The organism is Streptomyces changchenzhani (assembly GCF_039766235.1).
In the GTDB taxonomy this organism is placed as follows: Bacteria; Actinomycetota; Actinomycetes; order Streptomycetales; family Streptomycetaceae; genus Streptomyces.
The window spans coordinates 1-15,815 of sequence record NZ_JBDHNH010000018.1 but is presented as its reverse complement, the minus strand read 5'-3'; the positions used below and the strand labels follow the sequence as shown (position 1 = coordinate 15,815).

Below are 15,815 nucleotides of genomic sequence, written 5' to 3'. Positions count from 1 at the left end.
CCGACACGATGCCGGACCACACACAATCCTTTCCAGCCCGCCCCAGCCATATCCAGCCCGTCCGGCGTTTGAGGACCGGGGTCTGGGGCGGAGCCCCAGTTACGGGAAGGGGCGGGTAGGGGACCAGCGCCGCAGGCAACCCACACCCACACCCCCGCCGCACCAACCCGCCCGCACCCACACCCCGCACCCACACCAACGCAGCGACGCTAAGTCGTCCGCCTCCGCCGAGACCCCGGCCGCCGCTCACTCGGCCGAGCAACATGCTCCCCCGCCTCAAGCGCCGCAACCCGCCGCTGCGCCCCGAACTCCGCAAGCGCCTCAGCCAGCTTGTGCACGGACGGCTCCGGCGAAAGCACATCGACCCGCAGCCCGTGCTCCTCCGCGGTCTTGGCCGTAGCAGGCCCAATACAGGCAATAACGGTCACATTATGGGGCTTGCCCGCAATGCCAACGAGATTCCGCACAGTGCTGGAAGACGTAAACAGCACCGCGTCGAACCCGCCCCCCTTGATCGCCTCACGCGTATCTGCAGGCGGCGGCGAAGCCCGAACCGTCCGGTACGCGGTGACATCATCGACCTCCCACCCAAGCTCGATCAGCCCGGCAACCAGCGTCTCGGTCGCGATATCGGCCCGAGGCAGGAAGACCCGGTCGATCGGATCAAAAACGGGGTCATACGGCGGCCAGTCCTCCAACAAGCCCGCCGCAGACTGCTCGCCACTGGGCACAAGATCCGGCTTAACACCGAACTCGACCAGCGAGGCGGCGGTCTGCTCACCGACCGCAGCGACCTTGATCCCGGCGAAGGCACGCGCGTCGAGCCCGTACTCCTCGAACTTCTCCCGGACGGCCTTCACCGCGTTCACCGAGGTGAAGGCGATCCACTCGTACCGCCCGGTGACGAGCCCCTTGACCGCGCGCTCCATCTGCTGGGGCGTACGCGGCGGCTCGACCGCGATGGTCGGCACCTCGTGCGGCACGGCCCCGTAGGAACGCAGTTGGTCGGAGAGCGACGCCGCCTGCTCCTTGGTCCGCGGTACGAGCACCCGCCACCCGAAGAGCGGCTTGGACTCGAACCACGAGAGCTGGTCGCGCTGAGCGGCGGCGCTGCGCTCACCGACCACGGCTATGACGGGCTGGTGGCCGTCCGGGGACGGCAGCACCTTCGCCTGCTTGAGGATCTGGGCGACCGTGCCGAGCGTCGTGTTCCAGGTCCGCTGGCGAGTCGTCGTACCGGCGATGGTGACGGTCATCGGGGTGTCCGGCTTGCGGCCGGCCGAGACCAGTTCGCCGGCCGCAGCGGCGACCGAGTCCAGCGTGGTGGAGACCACGGTCGTCGCGTCGCTGGCGCCGATCTCCGCCCAGCAGCGTGCGTCCGCGGTGCGGGCGTCCACGAAGCGGACGTCGGTGCCCTGCGCGTCACGCAGCGGCACACCGGCGTACGCCGGCACGCCGACCAGCGTCGCAACCCCCGGGACGACCTCGAAGGGGATGCCCTCGGCGGCGCAGGCGAGCATTTCGTCGCCCGTGTTGCCGTCGAGACCGGGGTCGCCCGCTACCGCACGGACCACCCGCCTGCCGCCCCTCGCGGCCTCCATGACAAGATTCACCGCAGTGCTGGAAGTAAGCGGTGTCCTGATGGCGGGGATACCGGCGGCCTTTGACGCATCGTCAACTGCCGTCAGCTGAGGTGTGCTTACACCTGCCCGGACATGGGCGCGTACGACATCGAGAACATGCGGTTCGGCGATCAGTACGTCCGCGCTCGAAAGCGCTTCGACTGCGCGGAGTGTCAGCAGCCCCGGATCGCCGGGTCCGGCACCGAGGAAGGTGACATGCCCAGGTGCGGAGGCGGCCGAAAGTGCAGAGGTGGGGCTCATTGTGCTCGCTCCCCCATAAGACCGGCCGCACCCTTCGCGAGCATTTCGGACGCGAGTTCGCGTCCGAGTGTCATCGCGTCGTTGTGCGACGTGGGTACGGGACCGGTGATGGACAGCTGCACCAACTCGGCGCCGTCGGGCGTACCGACAGCACCGCGCAGGCGCATTTCATTGACAACCTGCCCGTCAACCAACAGGTCGGCCAGCGCACCAACAGGTGCACTGCAACCGGCCTCCAGGGCGGCGAGCAGGGATCGCTCGGCGGTCACGGCGGCCCGAGTGTACGGGTCGTCGAGCTCGGCGAGCACGGCAGCGAGGTCGACGCTTGTGGCGGCGCACTCGACTGCCAGGGCCCCCTGGCCGGGGGCGGGCAGGACGACATCGACCGAGAGGAACTCGGTCACCTCGTCGATCCTGCCAATGCGGTGGAGACCCGCGGCGGCCAGAACCACCGCGTCCAGTTCCCCACTTCGTACAAATCCGACACGAGTGTCGATGTTCCCGCGGATCGGCACGGTCTCGATGGTGAGTCCGTGGACGCGCGCGTACGAATTGAGCTGCGACATGCGTCGCGGCGATCCGGTGCCGATGCGCGCACCGGGCGGCAGCTGCTCGAAAGTCAGCCCGTCCCGGGCGACGAGGACATCACGCACGTCCTCACGCTGCGGCACCGCGGCGAGCAGCAGGTTGTCCGGCTGAGCCGTCGGCAGGTCCTTGAGCGAGTGCACCGCGAAGTCCACCTCACCGCCGAGCAGCGCGTCGCGCAGGGCGGTGGCGAAAACGCCGGTACCGCCGATCTGCGCGAGCTGCTCCCGCGAGATGTCCCCGTACGTGGTGATCTCCACCAGCTCGACGGGGCGCCCGGTGATCTGGCGCACCGCCTCGGCGATCTGTCCGGACTGAGCCATGGCGAGCTTGCTGCGCCTGGTTCCAAGCTTCAAGGCATTGGTCATGCCCGGCCTCGATTTCCACCGTCGGTGTCGTTCAGGTCGGCCCGGCTGACGGCGGCGACCGTCTGCGGGTCGAGGTCGAAGAGTTCACGCAACGCGTCCGCGTACCCGGCGCCGCCGGGCTCGCTCGCGAGCTGCTTGACCCGCACCGTGGGCGCGTGCAGGAGTTTGTCGACGACACGGCGCACGGTCTGGGTGATCTCCGAGCGCTCCTTGTCGTCCAGGTCGGGCAGCCGGCCTTCCAGCCGCGCGACCTCGTTCGCGACGACGTCGGCGGCCATGCTGCGCAGGGCGACGACGGTCGGCGTGATCTGGGCGGCGCGCTGGGCGGCGCCGAAGGCGGCGACCTCGTCGGAGACGAGGGTGCGCACCTGGTCCACGTCGGCGGCCATCGGCGCGTCCGCGGAGGCTTCCGCGAGCGACTCGATGTCCACCAGGTGTACGCCGTCGAGCCCGTGCACCGCCACGTCGATGTCCCGCGGCATGGCAAGGTCGAGCAGCGCGAGCCGCACCGGCGCACCGATGCCGTCCCCGCGCCGGGGACGCCGGGACCGCGCGACAGCCGTGCCGTTGTCGGCCCAGGCACCGTGCTGCGTCAGCGGGTCGACGCCACCGCCGAGCCGGGCGCCGGGCAGCGGAACGGCCGTGTCACCGGGCGAAGCCACGGCTACGGCGGCCTCCGCCAGGGCGGGGTCCGCCGCGAGGCCGGTCGGATTAGGGGTGCCCGCGTCGGCGGACACGGGACAGCCGGGGGCCGCACTCTCGCCCTGGTCGACGGCGGCGGAGCCGCTCGTGGCGAGGGCGGGCACACCGGGCAGGCCCAGCGCGGCGGCGATGCCCTCGGCGGTCAGGACCAGGCCCGTCGCGCCGGTGCACGAGACGACCAGGTCGACTCGTGTCAGTTCCCGTGCGACCGCGTCCATGGGTACGGCGTGGGCGACCACACCGGGGCCACCGGTCTCGGTCAGGATCTCCGCGAGCCGCTCGGCGCGCGCGTGCGTCCGGTTGGCGACGACGATCTCGCTCACCCCGGTGCGTACGAGCGTCGCCGCGGCCAGCGAGGACATCGAGCCCGCGCCGATCACCAGCGCCCGCTTGCCGTCGGCCCACTCGGCGACCGGGGCCGCGGTGGGCGCACCGGCCGCGAGCTGTTCGAGGCCGAAGGTGACGAGCGACTGTCCGGCCCGGTCGATGCCGGTCTCGGAGTGCGCCCGCTTGCCGACGCGCAGCGCCTGCTGGAACAGGTCGTTGATCAGCCGGCCCGCGGTGTGCAGCTCCTGGCCGCGCGCGAGCGCGTCCTTGATCTGCCCGAGGATCTGACCCTCGCCGACCACCATCGAGTCGAGACCGCAGGCCACCGAGAAGAGATGGTGGACGGCCCGGTCCTCGTAGTGCACGTACAGATAGGGAGTGAGCTCTTCGAGCCCCACCCCGCTGTGCTGGGCGAGCAGCGTGGACAGCTCGGCGACGCCCGCGTGGAACTTGTCGACGTCGGCGTACAGCTCGATGCGGTTGCACGTGGTGAGCACGGCGGCCTCGACGGCCGGCTCCGAGGCGAGCGTGTCCTGGAGCAGCTTGGCCTGTGTGTCAGCGGCCAGCGATGCCCGTTCAAGCACGCTCACCGGCGCGCTGCGGTGACTCAGCCCTACGACCAGAAGACTCATGCCGGCATCACGGCGGGAACGTCCCCGTCGGGTCCCTTCCGGCCGGCCGCAGAGGCGCGCACGACGGGCTGCTGCGCGGCGGCGGCAGCGGCAGCCGCGGCGGCAGCCCCCTCGCCTGCCTTGCGCTGCTCGTGGAACGCAAGGATCTGCAGCTCGATGGAGAGGTCCACCTTGCGTACGTCGACACCGTCGGGAACGGTCAGCACGGTGGGCGCGAAGTTCAGGATGGAGGTCACACCGGCGGCGATGAGCCGCTCGCTGACCTGCTGGGCGGCGCCGGCCGGGGTGGCGATCACGCCGATGGAGACGCCGTTGTCCTCGATGATCTTCTCAAGTTCGTCGGTGTGCTGGACGGGCATCCCGGCGACGGGCTTGCCCGCCATCTCCGGGTCCGCGTCTATCAGCGCGGCGACCCGGAAGCCGCGGGAGGCGAACCCGCCGTAATTGGCGAGCGCGGCGCCGAGGTTACCGATACCGACGATGACTACCGGCCAGTCCTGGGTCAGGCCGAGCTCGCGGGAGATCTGGTAGACGAGGTACTCCACGTCATACCCGACCCCGCGCGTCCCGTAGGAGCCCAGGTAGGAGAAGTCCTTGCGCAGCTTCGCGGAGTTGACCCCCGCCGCCGCGGCCAGCTCCTCGGAGGAGACCGTGGGGACCGAGCGCTCGGAGAGAGCGGTCAGGGCGCGCAAGTACAACGGAAGTCGGGCGACGGTGGCCTCGGGAATGCCTCGGCTACGGGTCGCCGGTCGGTGAGTTCGGCCAGTTGCCACGGTGCTCCTGCGGGATGAGCGGGGCTGCAGGCGGCCGTATGTCCCAGGACCGCCCCGTCGATTGCAGGCTATGCCTTTGTGAACGCGTGCACAAAGATGGTGTCCGATTTGTCCAAGCAAAGTGACCGGGGTCACGCACCGCGCCCGCCCGGTCCCGGAACCAGGGACCGCGCAGCCTCGTTGAAGACCTGAAGGGGGCAAAGCCGTACACACTCCTCACGTCCACGCCCCCGGGGACCGCTCAAATCGCCCACGATGGTAACCGGGTTTCGGTCAGCCCCCCAGCGCCTTGCGCAGTCTGGCCGCATCCACTCGCCAGAAGGTGTGCTGCTCACCGTCGACCAGCACCACCGGAACCTGCTCCCAGTACGCCCGGTACAGCTCCTCGTCCCGCGTGATGTCCTTCTCCTCCCAGGCCGCGCCCACCTCCTCGCACACCGCCGCGACCACGGCGCGGGCGTCGTCACAGAGATGACAGCCGGGCTTGCCGACCAACGTGACCAATCGCTCGTCCGGCCTCTTCTTCGTACGCCTCAGCAGGGGGCTCATACCGCCATTGTGGCCCTGTACTGCCGCGTCGCATTCAGCCGCGTAACGCCGCCGTTCCGGAGAGTTCACGTCATGGCATCCCTCGTCGTCCGGAACTACCGAACAGACTGGCTATGCTCACGACATGGCCGCACTGGGATGGCTCACCCCCCGTAGGCGCTCCGCCACTGCGCGGAGTGTGCTGGCGGGAGAGGCAGCAGCCGAGGCAGCACGCAAGACGTCGCAGGAACTCGACGCGCTGGAGGGACTCGGCGCGTACGAGGCGAGCCCGTCCGTCAAGCCACCGGAACCCGATTTCCCCGTCGCCGGCGATGTACACGCCGCCGCCTTCTTCGATCTCGACAACACCGTGATGCAGGGCGCCGCGATCTTCCACTTCGGCCGCGGCCTCTACAAGCGGAAGTTCTTCGAGCGCCAGGAGCTGGCCCGCTTCGCCTGGCAGCAGGCCTGGTTCAGGCTGGCCGGCGTCGAGGACCCCGAGCACATGCAGGACGCCCGCGACAGCGCGCTGTCCATCGTCAAGGGCCACCGCGTCTCCGAGCTGATGTCCATCGGCGAGGAGATCTACGACGAGTACATGGCCGAGCGCATCTGGCCGGGCACCCGCGCGCTGGCCCAGGCCCACCTCGACGCGGGCCAGAAGGTCTGGCTCGTCACCGCCGCCCCCGTCGAGACCGCCACGATCATCGCCCGCCGCCTCGGCCTGACCGGCGCGCTCGGCACGGTCGCCGAGTCCGTCGACGGCGTATATACGGGAAAGCTCGTGGGCGAGCCGCTGCACGGCCCCGCGAAGGCCGAGGCCGTCCGCGCCCTGGCCGCGGCCGAAGGCCTGCAGCTGGCCCGCTGCGCGGCGTACAGCGACTCCCACAACGACATCCCGATGCTCTCGCTCGTCGGACATCCGTACGCCATCAACCCGGACTCCAAGCTGCGCAGGTACGCCCGCGACCGCGAATGGCGGCTGCGCGACTACCGGACCGGCCGCAAAGCGGCCAAGGTCGGCATCCCGGCGGCCGCCGGCCTCGGCGCCATCGCGGGCGGCACCGCCGCCGCCATGGCCCTGCACCGCCGCCGCCGCTAGCCGCCGGCCGCACGGCAGCCGGGACCCGACGCCCGCACAGCGCGAACGCGCGTTCCGACGCGCGCGAACCGATGGGCAATCCGGGTTCTCTACCCCCGGCTACTCCCGCCAGTCCCACGACTTGCACTCGGGCACAACAGATCCAGCAAACACGCAGTTATCGAAGCGAATTGATCAACAAACGGTCATAATCCGCGACTTGATCCGCCGCTTAGACGCCACAGAAGCGACTGAACCGGTGATTTCCGCAACTGGGTGTAGCGCTGCCTGTACGAAGCGTTATTCTCCTCAGACGCATACGGGAACCTGCTCATCAATACGATGAGCGAACGGACCCGCACTGCACGTGATGGAAGCTCTGCCTCTGGGAGTCCCGTGTACCCACACGTCGGGGTTGACGCCTCGGGCCTGGCTACGCTGCGCGCAACGGTCGGCGACCGCTTGCGCGGCTTCGTCCCCACCGCGTACGCCGTCCCCGCCCTTGCCACCCCTGCACTTGTCGGCCCTTGCTACGCCCTGGCCGACGGCGGTGCGGCGGTCGGCAGACGCAGCCGTGGCGCCGGCTCGGGCACCGGCACGTCCACCGCCCGTCGGCCCAGTGCCGACAGCGACAGCGCCCGCATGATGGACCTCGTAGAACGTGCTCAGGCCGGCGAGGCCGACGCGTTCGGTCGCCTCTACGACCAGTACAGCGACACGGTCTACCGCTACATCTATTACCGCGTCGGCGGAAAGGCGACCGCGGAAGACCTCACCAGCGAGACGTTCCTGCGCGCCCTGCGCAGGATCTCCACCTTCACCTGGCAGGGCCGTGACTTCGGTGCCTGGCTGGTCACAATCGCCCGCAACCTGGTCGCCGACCACTTCAAGTCGAGCCGATTCCGCCTCGAAGTGACCACCGGCGAAATGCTCGACGCGAACGAGGTCGAGCGCAGCCCTGAGGACTCCGTCCTCGAATCCCTTTCGAACGCGGCGCTGCTGGAAGCAGTCCGCAAGCTCAACCCGCAACAGCAGGAATGCGTGACCCTGCGCTTCCTGCAGGGCCTCTCGGTCGCCGAGACGGCCCGCGTGATGGGCAAGAACGAGGGGGCGATCAAGACGCTCCAGTACCGGGCCGTCCGCACCCTCGCCCGTCTCCTGCCCGACGACGCACGCTGACGCCCGCCGACACCCGCCGACCGGTCGACCACAACTCACAGTTGGTGACGCCTCGATGACGCTGTGGTCCGATCATCCTTCGCGCGTAACCCAAGTGCCGCGCCGCTCGTTGTGCGGGATGCAGGCTCCCTGCGGTCACGCCATGTCCGCAGCCACTCACTCAATCGAGTGGATGTGCTCATGGCGTGCAACCTTCCGGACCCCCAGGGGAGTCGATCGTCATGACGAGAGGAGGTGCCGCCAGTGATCGCGAATGTCTCGGCACACCGGCGGGCGAACGCCTTCGCCCAGGCCCTGGAGGATCGAAATCCCCAGGGCACGGCGGCAGATCAGCCCCAGGCCACGGCCGAAGGGCCGGCTCAAGGACGGCTGTTGACCCTGGCGAACGGTCTCGGCGAACTGCCGTCACCGCAGCTGGATCCAGAGGTCAAAGTGGTGCAACGGGCACAGCTCATTGCCGCCATGGAAGCCATGGTCGCCGAGGGCGGTGCGTCGACGGGCATTCAAGTGCCCGAGCAGCGCACCGGCCGCGGCGCCCATCGGGCCACGCTCCGGAAATTGCGCCCACGCTCCCGCTGGTCGAAGGGCATTGCCGCGGGCGGACTCACCGTCGGTGTGGCCGCAGGAGCCTTCAGCGGAGTAGCCGCTGCAAGCTCCGACGCCCTGCCAGGTGATTCGCTGTACGGGCTGAAGCGCGGCATGGAAGACGTCAAGCTCGGCCTGGCAGGTGACGACGCCGACCGGGGTGAGATCTACCTCGACCAGGCGTCCACCCGTCTCCAGGAGGCACGTCGCCTCATGGAGCGTGGCCGGGTATCGGATCTGGACCATGAGCAGCTGGGCGAAGTAAGACGCACGCTGAGCGGAATGACACACGACGCCGGAGAAGGCCATCGCCTGCTCCACCGGGCGTACAAGCGTGACGGCTCGATCGGCGCGCTGCAGACGCTGTCGTCATTCACCAAGTCCCACCGGGACGCCTGGAGCAGCCTCCGAGACCGGCTGCCGGTGCAGCTGGCCGACGTGGGCAACCAGGTGAGTTCGGTCTTCGACGCCATAGACGAAGAGGTCGCGCCGCTGCAGTCACTGATGCCCCGCACCCCGGAGTCGGGCCGCAGCCCCGAGCGCCCGAGCTCCACCCAGGACCGCACCGGCTCGTCCGGTTCGGACCGCCCGGCACCCTCCACGACCGCCTCTTCCGGCGGCCGCACAGGTGACAACAACAAGCCGCAGCCGCCGTCCGCACCGGACAGCTCCAAGGACGACGGCCTGCTCGGCGGCGGGACGGGCGGCCTGCTCGACCCCCCGAAGAGCGAACCCACCACCCAGTCACCACCCCCGGGCAAGGGGCCCAACAAGCCCCCCACCCCGGAAGTGACCCTCCCCCCGCTGCTCCCGGGCATCCTCCCGGGCTTGGGCATCGAAGGCGAGGACGCACAGTAGAACGACGTACGACGTGTGGGGCCCACTCTTCCTGAGAAGAGTGGGCCCCACACACATGCACCACCCGCCGTCAGCCGCCCCGGCGTCCGAGAAGGGGGGCCCGGCCCGTCCGGCGTCCGAGAACGGGGGCCCAGCCCGTCCGGCGTTCAAGGACCGGGCCCGGCCGAACCCATCCCCACCTCATCCCCACCCCGCCCCTCCCACTCCACCCCGCCCATTTCAGCCTGTCCGGCGTCTGAGGACCGGGACCGGCACGGGGGCGGACCACTTTCCTCCCACCCGGCCCCGTCTCACCCCGCCATTTCAGCCGTCCGGCGTTTGAGGACCGGGGCCTGGGGCGGAGCCCCAGTTACGGGAAGGGGCGGGTAGGGGACAGCGCCGCAGGCAACCCGCACCCCACCGGCCCGCACCGTCACCCGTATCCGCACCACACTCACCGCTCAAAACTCAAAAGAACACGGACCGCCGCTGCACCAGCAGCTTGTACAGCGTGTGCTGAATCTGCTCCCGCACCTGATCCGTCAGATTGAACATCAGCATCGGATCCTCCGCCGCCTCCGCCGGATACCCCGCCGTAGGAATCGGCTCCCCGAACTGAATCGTCCACTTCGTGGGCAACGGCACCGCCCCCAGCGGCCCCAGCCATGGAAACGTGGGCGTGATCGGGAAGTACGGAATCCCCAACACCCGCGCCAGCGTCCGCGAGTTGCCGATCATCGGGTAGATCTCCTCCGCCCCCACGATCGAGCACGGCACAATCGGCGCCCCCGCGCGCAGCGCGGTCGAAACGAACCCGCCCCGCCCGAACCGCTGCAACTTGTACCGGTCGCTGAACGGCTTCCCGATCCCCTTGAAGCCCTCCGGCATCACCCCGACGACCTCACCCCGCCGCAGCAGCTCCTCCGCGTCCTCCGCACAGGCCAGCGTGTGCCCGGCCTTCCGCGCCAGCTCGTTCACGATCGGCAGCATAAAAACAAGATCCGCCGCGAGCAGCCGCAGGTGCCGCCCCGCCGGATGGTTGTCGTGCACCGCGGCCTGCAGCATGAGCCCGTCCAGCGGCAGCGTCCCCGAGTGGTTGGCGACGATGAGCGCCCCGCCCTCCGACGGGATGTTCTCGACGCCCTTCACCTCCACCCGGAAGTACTTCTCGTAGATGGGCCTGATCATCGACATCAGGACCTTGTCGGTGAGCTCCTCGTCGTAACCGAACTCGTCGACCTCGTAGTCACCGGTGAGCCGCCGCCGCAGGAACGCGAGCCCGCCCGCGATCCGCCGGTCCCAGCCGCCGGCACCCGGCTCGCCCACCGAACCCACCGAACCCACCGAGCCCTCCGAGCCCGCCGAGCCCGCCGACTCCACGGAGCCCGCCACCCCGCGCCGAATCCCCTCGGGCTCCGCGACAAGCACCGCGTCGTCCGGCGCCGTCTGCTGCTCCGGTACGGGCGCGAGCGCCCCGCCCTTGCGCCCGGAGGGCCGCTTCGCCTTGGGGTCCTTCGCGGCGCCGTCCTTGCCCTTGGGCCTGGCTGCTCGCCTCGTCCTCGGCTCGTCGCCGAAGGGGATGACCTTGGCATCGGCCATGTCAGGTGCGCTCCTTGCTGACGAGAGTGGAGAGCCGGTCGACACCACGGGCCACCGCCTCCGGCGGCAACAGCCCCGCGCCCCGGCTGCGCGCGAAGTCCGCGAAGGTCTCCGCCGTTGTGTATTTGGGGTCAAAGCCCAGTGTCTCGCGCATCTGGGTCGTCCTGACCACCCTGCCGTGCGTGAGCAATCGAATCTGCTCGGGAGAGAAGTCCGTGATCCCAATGGTCCGCAGCGCGGACCCGACCCACGTGACAGCCGGCAGCAACACCGGCACCGTCGGCCGGCCGAGCCGCCGCGAGCACTGCGACAGCAACAGCACGCCGTCGCCCGCGACATTGAAGGTGCCGCTGTTCAGCGTCCCGCGCAGCGGGTCGTGCGAAGCGATACGCAGGACATCCATCACGTCGTCCTCGTGGACGAACTGGAGCCGCGGGTCGTACCCGAAGACGGTCGGCAGGACCGGCAGCGAGAAATACTCGGCCAGCGGGGAATCCGCGCACGGCCCCAGGATGTTCGCGAAGCGCAGCACGCACACGGCCACATCGGGCCGGCGGCGCGCGAAGCCCCTCACATACCCCTCGACCTCCACCGCGTCCTTCGCGAAGCCGCCGCTCGGCAGCGACTTGGGGGACGTGGTCTCGGTGAAGACGGCGGGATCACGGGGCGCCGAACCGTACACACTCGTACTGGACTTGACCACGAGCCGCTTCACGGTGGGCGACTTCTGACACGCGCCGAGCAGCTGCATGGTGCCGATGACGTTGGTCTCCTTGACCGACGTACGGCTGCCCGCGCCCAGCGGCATACCCGTGACATCCATGTGCACAACGGTGTCGACGTGGTGCTCGGCGAGAACACGCGCGATGCCGGCCTGGCGAATGTCCGCCTGCACGAAATCGGCGCCGCCCAAATGGTGCTCGGGATAAACGGCATCGACGCCGATCACCCGGTCCACATCGGCATCACGCTGGATGCGCCGCACAAAGCGGCCCCCCAGCTGCCGGGCCACACCTGTGACGAGCACGACCTTGCCCAAGATCAGCGCCTTCCTTAGGTCCCCTAGCGCCACCGTAGCGGTTCGTTGTTGCGCTGTGATGACCGCACCGCACCTGAAGTGACCGCAGCCACCCCCTGCGCCACACCGTAAACGCACCGCAGCCCCTCCACCAGGACGGTGGAGGGGCTGCGGATCACGTACAGCTGTCGCTTACTTCTTGTTACGACGCTGAACACGGGTGCGCTTGAGAAGCTTGCGGTGCTTCTTCTTGGCCATCCGCTTGCGCCGCTTCTTGATAACAGAGCCCACGACTACCCTCGCTCACTTCTCTTCACTCGGTGCGGGGCGTCTGGGCCCACACGACCTACAAGGGCCCAGCCTACCCGCCACCGGGTGAGGGAGGTAATCCGAGGCAGACTCAGGCCGATTCCACCCCCACAAAGGACTCGCGGAGGTACTCGTGAACCGCTTGCTCCGGAACCCGGAATGACCTGCCCACCCGGATCGCCGGCAGATGACCACTGTGCACCAATCGGTACACGGTCATCTTCGACACTCGCATTACCGACGCGACTTCCGCGACGGTCAGAAACTTGACCTCGTTGAGAGGCCTCTCGCTGCCAGCAGCCATGACCCACCTGTACCTTCCGCACCCGACGCGCACCGGCTTCCCCTCCGGTGACTCTTCGTCGTTGTGCGCTCACTCCCCAGACTAGGGGCGGGTGATGCGAGTGGGGAAGAGGAGCAGCCATCGGCCGCCTACTGTGACAGACACGCTCGATTGAGTACATAGCGAGTAAGCGGTCGGTAGTAATCAGACCGCACAGCGTCATCAAGCGGAACGGCGACGGACACCCGCCCCTCGGCCTCTCCGACGAACAGCGCGGGGTCGTCCGTGTCCGCCAGGCCGATGGCCTCAATGCCGAGCTGACCTGCACCGCAGACCCATCCATGGTCTCCGACGACCAGCTCGGGAAGAGGTCCGTCACCCTCCGCCGCAGCGGCCAGCGCGACCCGAACCGGGAGGGGTGAATGGGAGTGTGCGCCGGTCTCATTCGCGGGACCACGCGCGCCGGGTTCGCGCATCAGCGCGACTCCCCGTACGTAGTCAAGGTTGTACGTGCGTACCCCGAACCGGGTCGTTATGTCGACACATCGCCCCTGCGCGGAGGTGAGTACGACGCACCCGGCCGCCGACAAAGCGTCTGCCAACGCGGCGTAGAACCCGAGCAGGCGGTGCGGATGCCCGGTCCCGAAGAGCACCGTCGACCTCCGCGCGGCAGCCTCGCCGAGCCGCCCGGCGAACGCTCCCAGCGCCGCCAACGTCCTTTCGGGGTCGATCACATCGGGCCCGACGGTATGCGCGGGGTCATCCGACACCCCACACTTCTCGGCCATCAGAGCCATCACATCACGCTCGCCCCAGGCCAGTTCGGGCTCAAGGCCGAGCAGCACACGAGGATCACGGGCAGCGAAGGCCCGATAGCTCCGCAGGCTGACTTCCCGAGAAGTGGCCACAGGCCCGGCCAACCGAGCCGCCAACAAGTGCGCACGCAGGGCGCCGGTACTCAACACCCGCCACATGCTCCCCCAATCCCCCGCGCCCCGTACCAAAACCCCGGATACAACGCACAGTTGGAGTAACACCCCGTACGCTCCGACCCCGCCCATTTCAGCCCGTCCGGCGTCTGAGGACACGCCCGAAGGGCGTCCGGGGGCCTGAGGGCCTGCCCCCAGTTTCGGGAAGGGGCGGGTAGGGGACAGCGCCGCAGGCAACCGCACCACAGGCACATCCGCACCCGCACCCAGCCCGCACCCCGAATCGGGCTCCGCTACGGCAACATCCCCCGCAACGGAAACACCGCTCGCCGCGTCGCCAACACCGCCTGATCCAGCCGATCCGCAGGGTCGTACCCCGCCTCCCACCCCCGCCAGACCGGCGTCCGGCCGTCAGTCATCCGACCCGGCCCCAACTGCCGTGTCCGCGCGTACACCTCGTCCCGCCAGGACGCCGGAATCACCGACTCCGGCTCAATCGGCCGGTGCGCCGCAATCGCCACCAGATGCGTCCAGGACCGCGGTACGACGTCCACCACCGCATAACCGCCCCCGCCCAACGCGACCCACAGCCCGCCATCGACGTACTCGTGCGCGAGGTCATGACACGCCGCCTGCACCGCCCGCTGCGCGTCCAGCGAAACTGCCAAGTGCGCCAACGGATCGTCGAAATGCGTGTCCGCGCCGTGCTGAGTCACCAGCACCTGGGGTCGGAAATCCGCCAAAAGCTCCGGCACCACCGAGTGGAACGCCCGAAGCCATCCCTCGTCCCCCGTCCCCGCCGGAAGCGCCACATTCACCGCGCCGCCCTCGCCCGCCCCGCCGCCCGTCTCCTCGGGCCACCCGCTCTGCGGAAAGAGCGTCCGAGGGTGCTCGTGCAGCGAGATTGTGAGCACCCGCGGGTCCTCCCAGAACACCGCCTGGACTCCGTCCCCGTGATGGACGTCAACATCCACATAGGCGACCCGCTCGGCCCCCAGCTCCAGCAGCCTCGCGATCGCCAGCGCCGCGTCGTTGTAGATGCAGAACCCCGCCGCACCCCCCGGCATCGCATGGTGCAGCCCGCCGGCGAAGTTCACCGCGTGCGCGGCCTCCCCCCGCCAGACCGCCTCCGCCGCCCCCACCGACTGCCCGGCGATCAGCGCCGACGCCTCGTGCATACCGGCGAAGGCCGGATCGTCGACGGTCCCGAGCCCGTACGACCCGTCCGCACTCCGCGGATCCGCCGACGCGGCCCGTACGGCAGCCACATAGTCCTCGCGGTGGACGAGCCGCAACGTCGAGTCCCCGGCCGCCCGCGCGGCCCGCACATCGACCACCTGGTCGAGCCCGTACGCCCGCACCAACCCCATGGTGAGATCGAGTCTCACCGGGTCCATCGGGTGGCTCGCCCCGAAGTCGTATCCCGTTACCGCGTCATCCCACATCAACAGTGCGCGCCCGCTCATGCCCGCCACCGTATCGGTCGCCCTCCACAGCGAACGACCGGGCGTACACCAGCGTCACCAGCACCAGAACCATCGGTACGAGCATCGCGCCCCGATAGCTCCACGCGTCCCCGAGCGCCCCCACCAGGGGCGCCCCGACCAGGAACCCCACGTAGTTGAAGACATTGATCCGGGCAATGGCCGCATCACTCGCCCCGGGAAACATCCGCCCCGCCGCCGCGAACGTCTGCGGCACGATCACACACAGCCCGAGCCCCAGCATCGTGAACCCGAGCATCCCGACGCCGACCCCCGGCGCCAAGGCCACCACCCCGAACCCCGCCGCGGCCAGCACAGTCCCGCACCGCACCACCGCCACGGCCCCGAAGCGCCGCACACCCAAGTCCCCGACGGCCCGCCCCAGCAGCGTCGTGACCATGTAGATGTTGTACGGAAGGGTCGCAGTCTGCTCGGACGAACCGAGCACGTCCTGGAGGTACTTGGCACTCCAGTTGGAGACCGTCGAATCCCCGATGTAAGCGAAGGTCATCACCAGACACAACGGCAGCAAAAGCTTGAACCCGACGCCGGACGTCGCCTTCTCCCCCTCGCGCACAGGCGCCACCGGCGCCGCCGCCACCCCGTCGACGTACCACCGACTGCCGACGAACGCGGCCGGCAACAACACGGCCACCACCGGCAGATACGAGACGAACAGCGACAACTCCCAGTGCGCACCCACCCAGGCGAGC

Annotated in this window: 15 protein-coding genes; 3 read left to right on the top strand and 12 right to left on the bottom strand. The window is 69.3% G+C overall.

The window, feature by feature from the left end:
- Positions 1 to 209 precede the first annotated feature (209 nt).
- The 5 genes from ABCR94_RS35940 to ABCR94_RS35920 form a co-directional block, all read right to left on the bottom strand.
- Positions 210 to 1,883, bottom strand: coding sequence for a bifunctional uroporphyrinogen-III C-methyltransferase/uroporphyrinogen-III synthase (locus tag ABCR94_RS35940; protein WP_347125382.1), 1,674 nt, complete (start codon positions 1,881 to 1,883; stop codon positions 210 to 212).
- Complete coding sequence (hemC, locus tag ABCR94_RS35935) at positions 1,880 to 2,836, bottom strand: hydroxymethylbilane synthase (RefSeq protein ID WP_347125380.1); 957 nt, start codon at positions 2,834 to 2,836, stop codon at positions 1,880 to 1,882. Before hemC ends, ABCR94_RS35940 begins: the two co-directional genes overlap by 4 nt.
- Positions 2,833 to 4,497: a glutamyl-tRNA reductase gene (locus ABCR94_RS35930; protein ID WP_347125378.1), complete on the bottom strand. Its 1,665-nt coding sequence runs from the start codon at positions 4,495 to 4,497 to the stop codon at positions 2,833 to 2,835. The genes hemC and ABCR94_RS35930 overlap by 4 nt, the downstream gene beginning before the upstream one ends.
- Entirely contained in the window at positions 4,494 to 5,270 is a 777-nt protein-coding gene (locus ABCR94_RS35925) for a redox-sensing transcriptional repressor Rex (RefSeq protein WP_347125376.1), read from the bottom strand. The genes ABCR94_RS35930 and ABCR94_RS35925 overlap by 4 nt, the downstream gene beginning before the upstream one ends.
- 273 nt (positions 5,271 to 5,543) lie before the next feature.
- The gene (locus ABCR94_RS35920; RefSeq protein WP_347125374.1) at positions 5,544 to 5,819 is read right to left on the bottom strand and encodes a glutaredoxin family protein; all 276 of its coding nucleotides are present in this window, start codon (positions 5,817 to 5,819) and stop codon (positions 5,544 to 5,546) included.
- Positions 5,820 to 5,943: 124 nt separating this feature from the next.
- Here ABCR94_RS35920 and ABCR94_RS35915 point away from each other — a divergent pair, with 124 nt between their 5' ends.
- The 3 genes from ABCR94_RS35915 to ABCR94_RS35905 all read left to right on the top strand — a co-directional run bounded on the left by ABCR94_RS35915 (position 5,944) and on the right by ABCR94_RS35905 (position 9,501).
- A complete protein-coding gene (locus tag ABCR94_RS35915) occupies positions 5,944 to 6,900 on the top strand; it encodes an HAD family hydrolase (protein ID WP_347125372.1) in 957 nt (318 codons plus the stop codon).
- A 375-nt stretch (positions 6,901 to 7,275) separates the two neighbouring features.
- A complete protein-coding gene (locus ABCR94_RS35910) occupies positions 7,276 to 8,058 on the top strand; it encodes an ECF subfamily RNA polymerase sigma factor, BldN family (RefSeq protein ID WP_347125370.1) in 783 nt (260 codons plus the stop codon).
- Between the two features lie 243 nt (positions 8,059 to 8,301).
- Positions 8,302 to 9,501: a DUF5667 domain-containing protein gene (locus tag ABCR94_RS35905; RefSeq protein WP_347125368.1), complete on the top strand. Its 1,200-nt coding sequence runs from the start codon at positions 8,302 to 8,304 to the stop codon at positions 9,499 to 9,501.
- A gap of 447 nt (positions 9,502 to 9,948) precedes the next feature.
- On the opposite strand, the gene ABCR94_RS35900 is transcribed toward ABCR94_RS35905, so the two are convergent.
- From ABCR94_RS35900 to ABCR94_RS35870, 7 genes are all read right to left on the bottom strand, one after another.
- Entirely contained in the window at positions 9,949 to 11,079 is a 1,131-nt protein-coding gene (locus tag ABCR94_RS35900; protein WP_347125366.1) for a lysophospholipid acyltransferase family protein, read from the bottom strand.
- A gap of 1 nt (position 11,080) precedes the next feature.
- Complete coding sequence (locus ABCR94_RS35895) at positions 11,081 to 12,118, bottom strand: NAD-dependent epimerase/dehydratase family protein (protein ID WP_347125364.1); 1,038 nt, start codon at positions 12,116 to 12,118, stop codon at positions 11,081 to 11,083.
- 171 nt (positions 12,119 to 12,289) lie between these two features.
- On the bottom strand, positions 12,290 to 12,388 hold the full coding sequence (locus ABCR94_RS35890; protein ID WP_003948845.1) for a 30S ribosomal protein bS22: 99 nt from the start codon (positions 12,386 to 12,388) through the stop codon (positions 12,290 to 12,292).
- Between the two features lie 109 nt (positions 12,389 to 12,497).
- Entirely contained in the window at positions 12,498 to 12,710 is a 213-nt protein-coding gene (locus tag ABCR94_RS35885; protein ID WP_014046653.1) for a helix-turn-helix domain-containing protein, read from the bottom strand.
- A 128-nt stretch (positions 12,711 to 12,838) separates the two neighbouring features.
- The gene (locus tag ABCR94_RS35880) at positions 12,839 to 13,654 is read right to left on the bottom strand and encodes a phosphatase (protein WP_347125361.1); all 816 of its coding nucleotides are present in this window, start codon (positions 13,652 to 13,654) and stop codon (positions 12,839 to 12,841) included.
- A 257-nt stretch (positions 13,655 to 13,911) separates the two neighbouring features.
- A complete protein-coding gene (locus ABCR94_RS35875) occupies positions 13,912 to 15,084 on the bottom strand; it encodes an acetoin utilization protein AcuC (protein WP_347125359.1) in 1,173 nt (390 codons plus the stop codon).
- A partial coding sequence (locus tag ABCR94_RS35870) for an MFS transporter (protein WP_347125356.1) occupies positions 15,053 to 15,815 on the bottom strand: 763 nt, incomplete at its 5' end. The genes ABCR94_RS35870 and ABCR94_RS35875, both read right to left, overlap by 32 nt.

Excerpts from the sequence above, each read along its gene's own strand:
- ABCR94_RS35940 (WP_347125382.1), bottom strand. The coding sequence starts at position 1,883 with ATGAGCCCCACCTCTGCACTTTCGGCCGCCTCCGCACCTGGGCATGTC.
- hemC (WP_347125380.1), bottom strand. The coding sequence starts at position 2,836 with ATGACCAATGCCTTGAAGCTTGGAACCAGGCGCAGCAAGCTCGCCATG.
- ABCR94_RS35930 (WP_347125378.1), bottom strand. The coding sequence starts at position 4,497 with ATGAGTCTTCTGGTCGTAGGGCTGAGTCACCGCAGCGCGCCGGTGAGC.
- ABCR94_RS35920 (WP_347125374.1), bottom strand. The coding sequence starts at position 5,819 with ATGAGCCCCCTGCTGAGGCGTACGAAGAAGAGGCCGGACGAGCGATTG.
- ABCR94_RS35915 (WP_347125372.1), top strand. The coding sequence starts at position 5,944 with ATGGCCGCACTGGGATGGCTCACCCCCCGTAGGCGCTCCGCCACTGCG.
- ABCR94_RS35900 (WP_347125366.1), bottom strand. The coding sequence starts at position 11,079 with ATGGCCGATGCCAAGGTCATCCCCTTCGGCGACGAGCCGAGGACGAGG.
- ABCR94_RS35885 (WP_014046653.1), bottom strand. The coding sequence starts at position 12,710 with ATGGCTGCTGGCAGCGAGAGGCCTCTCAACGAGGTCAAGTTTCTGACC.
- ABCR94_RS35875 (WP_347125359.1), bottom strand. The coding sequence starts at position 15,084 with ATGAGCGGGCGCGCACTGTTGATGTGGGATGACGCGGTAACGGGATAC.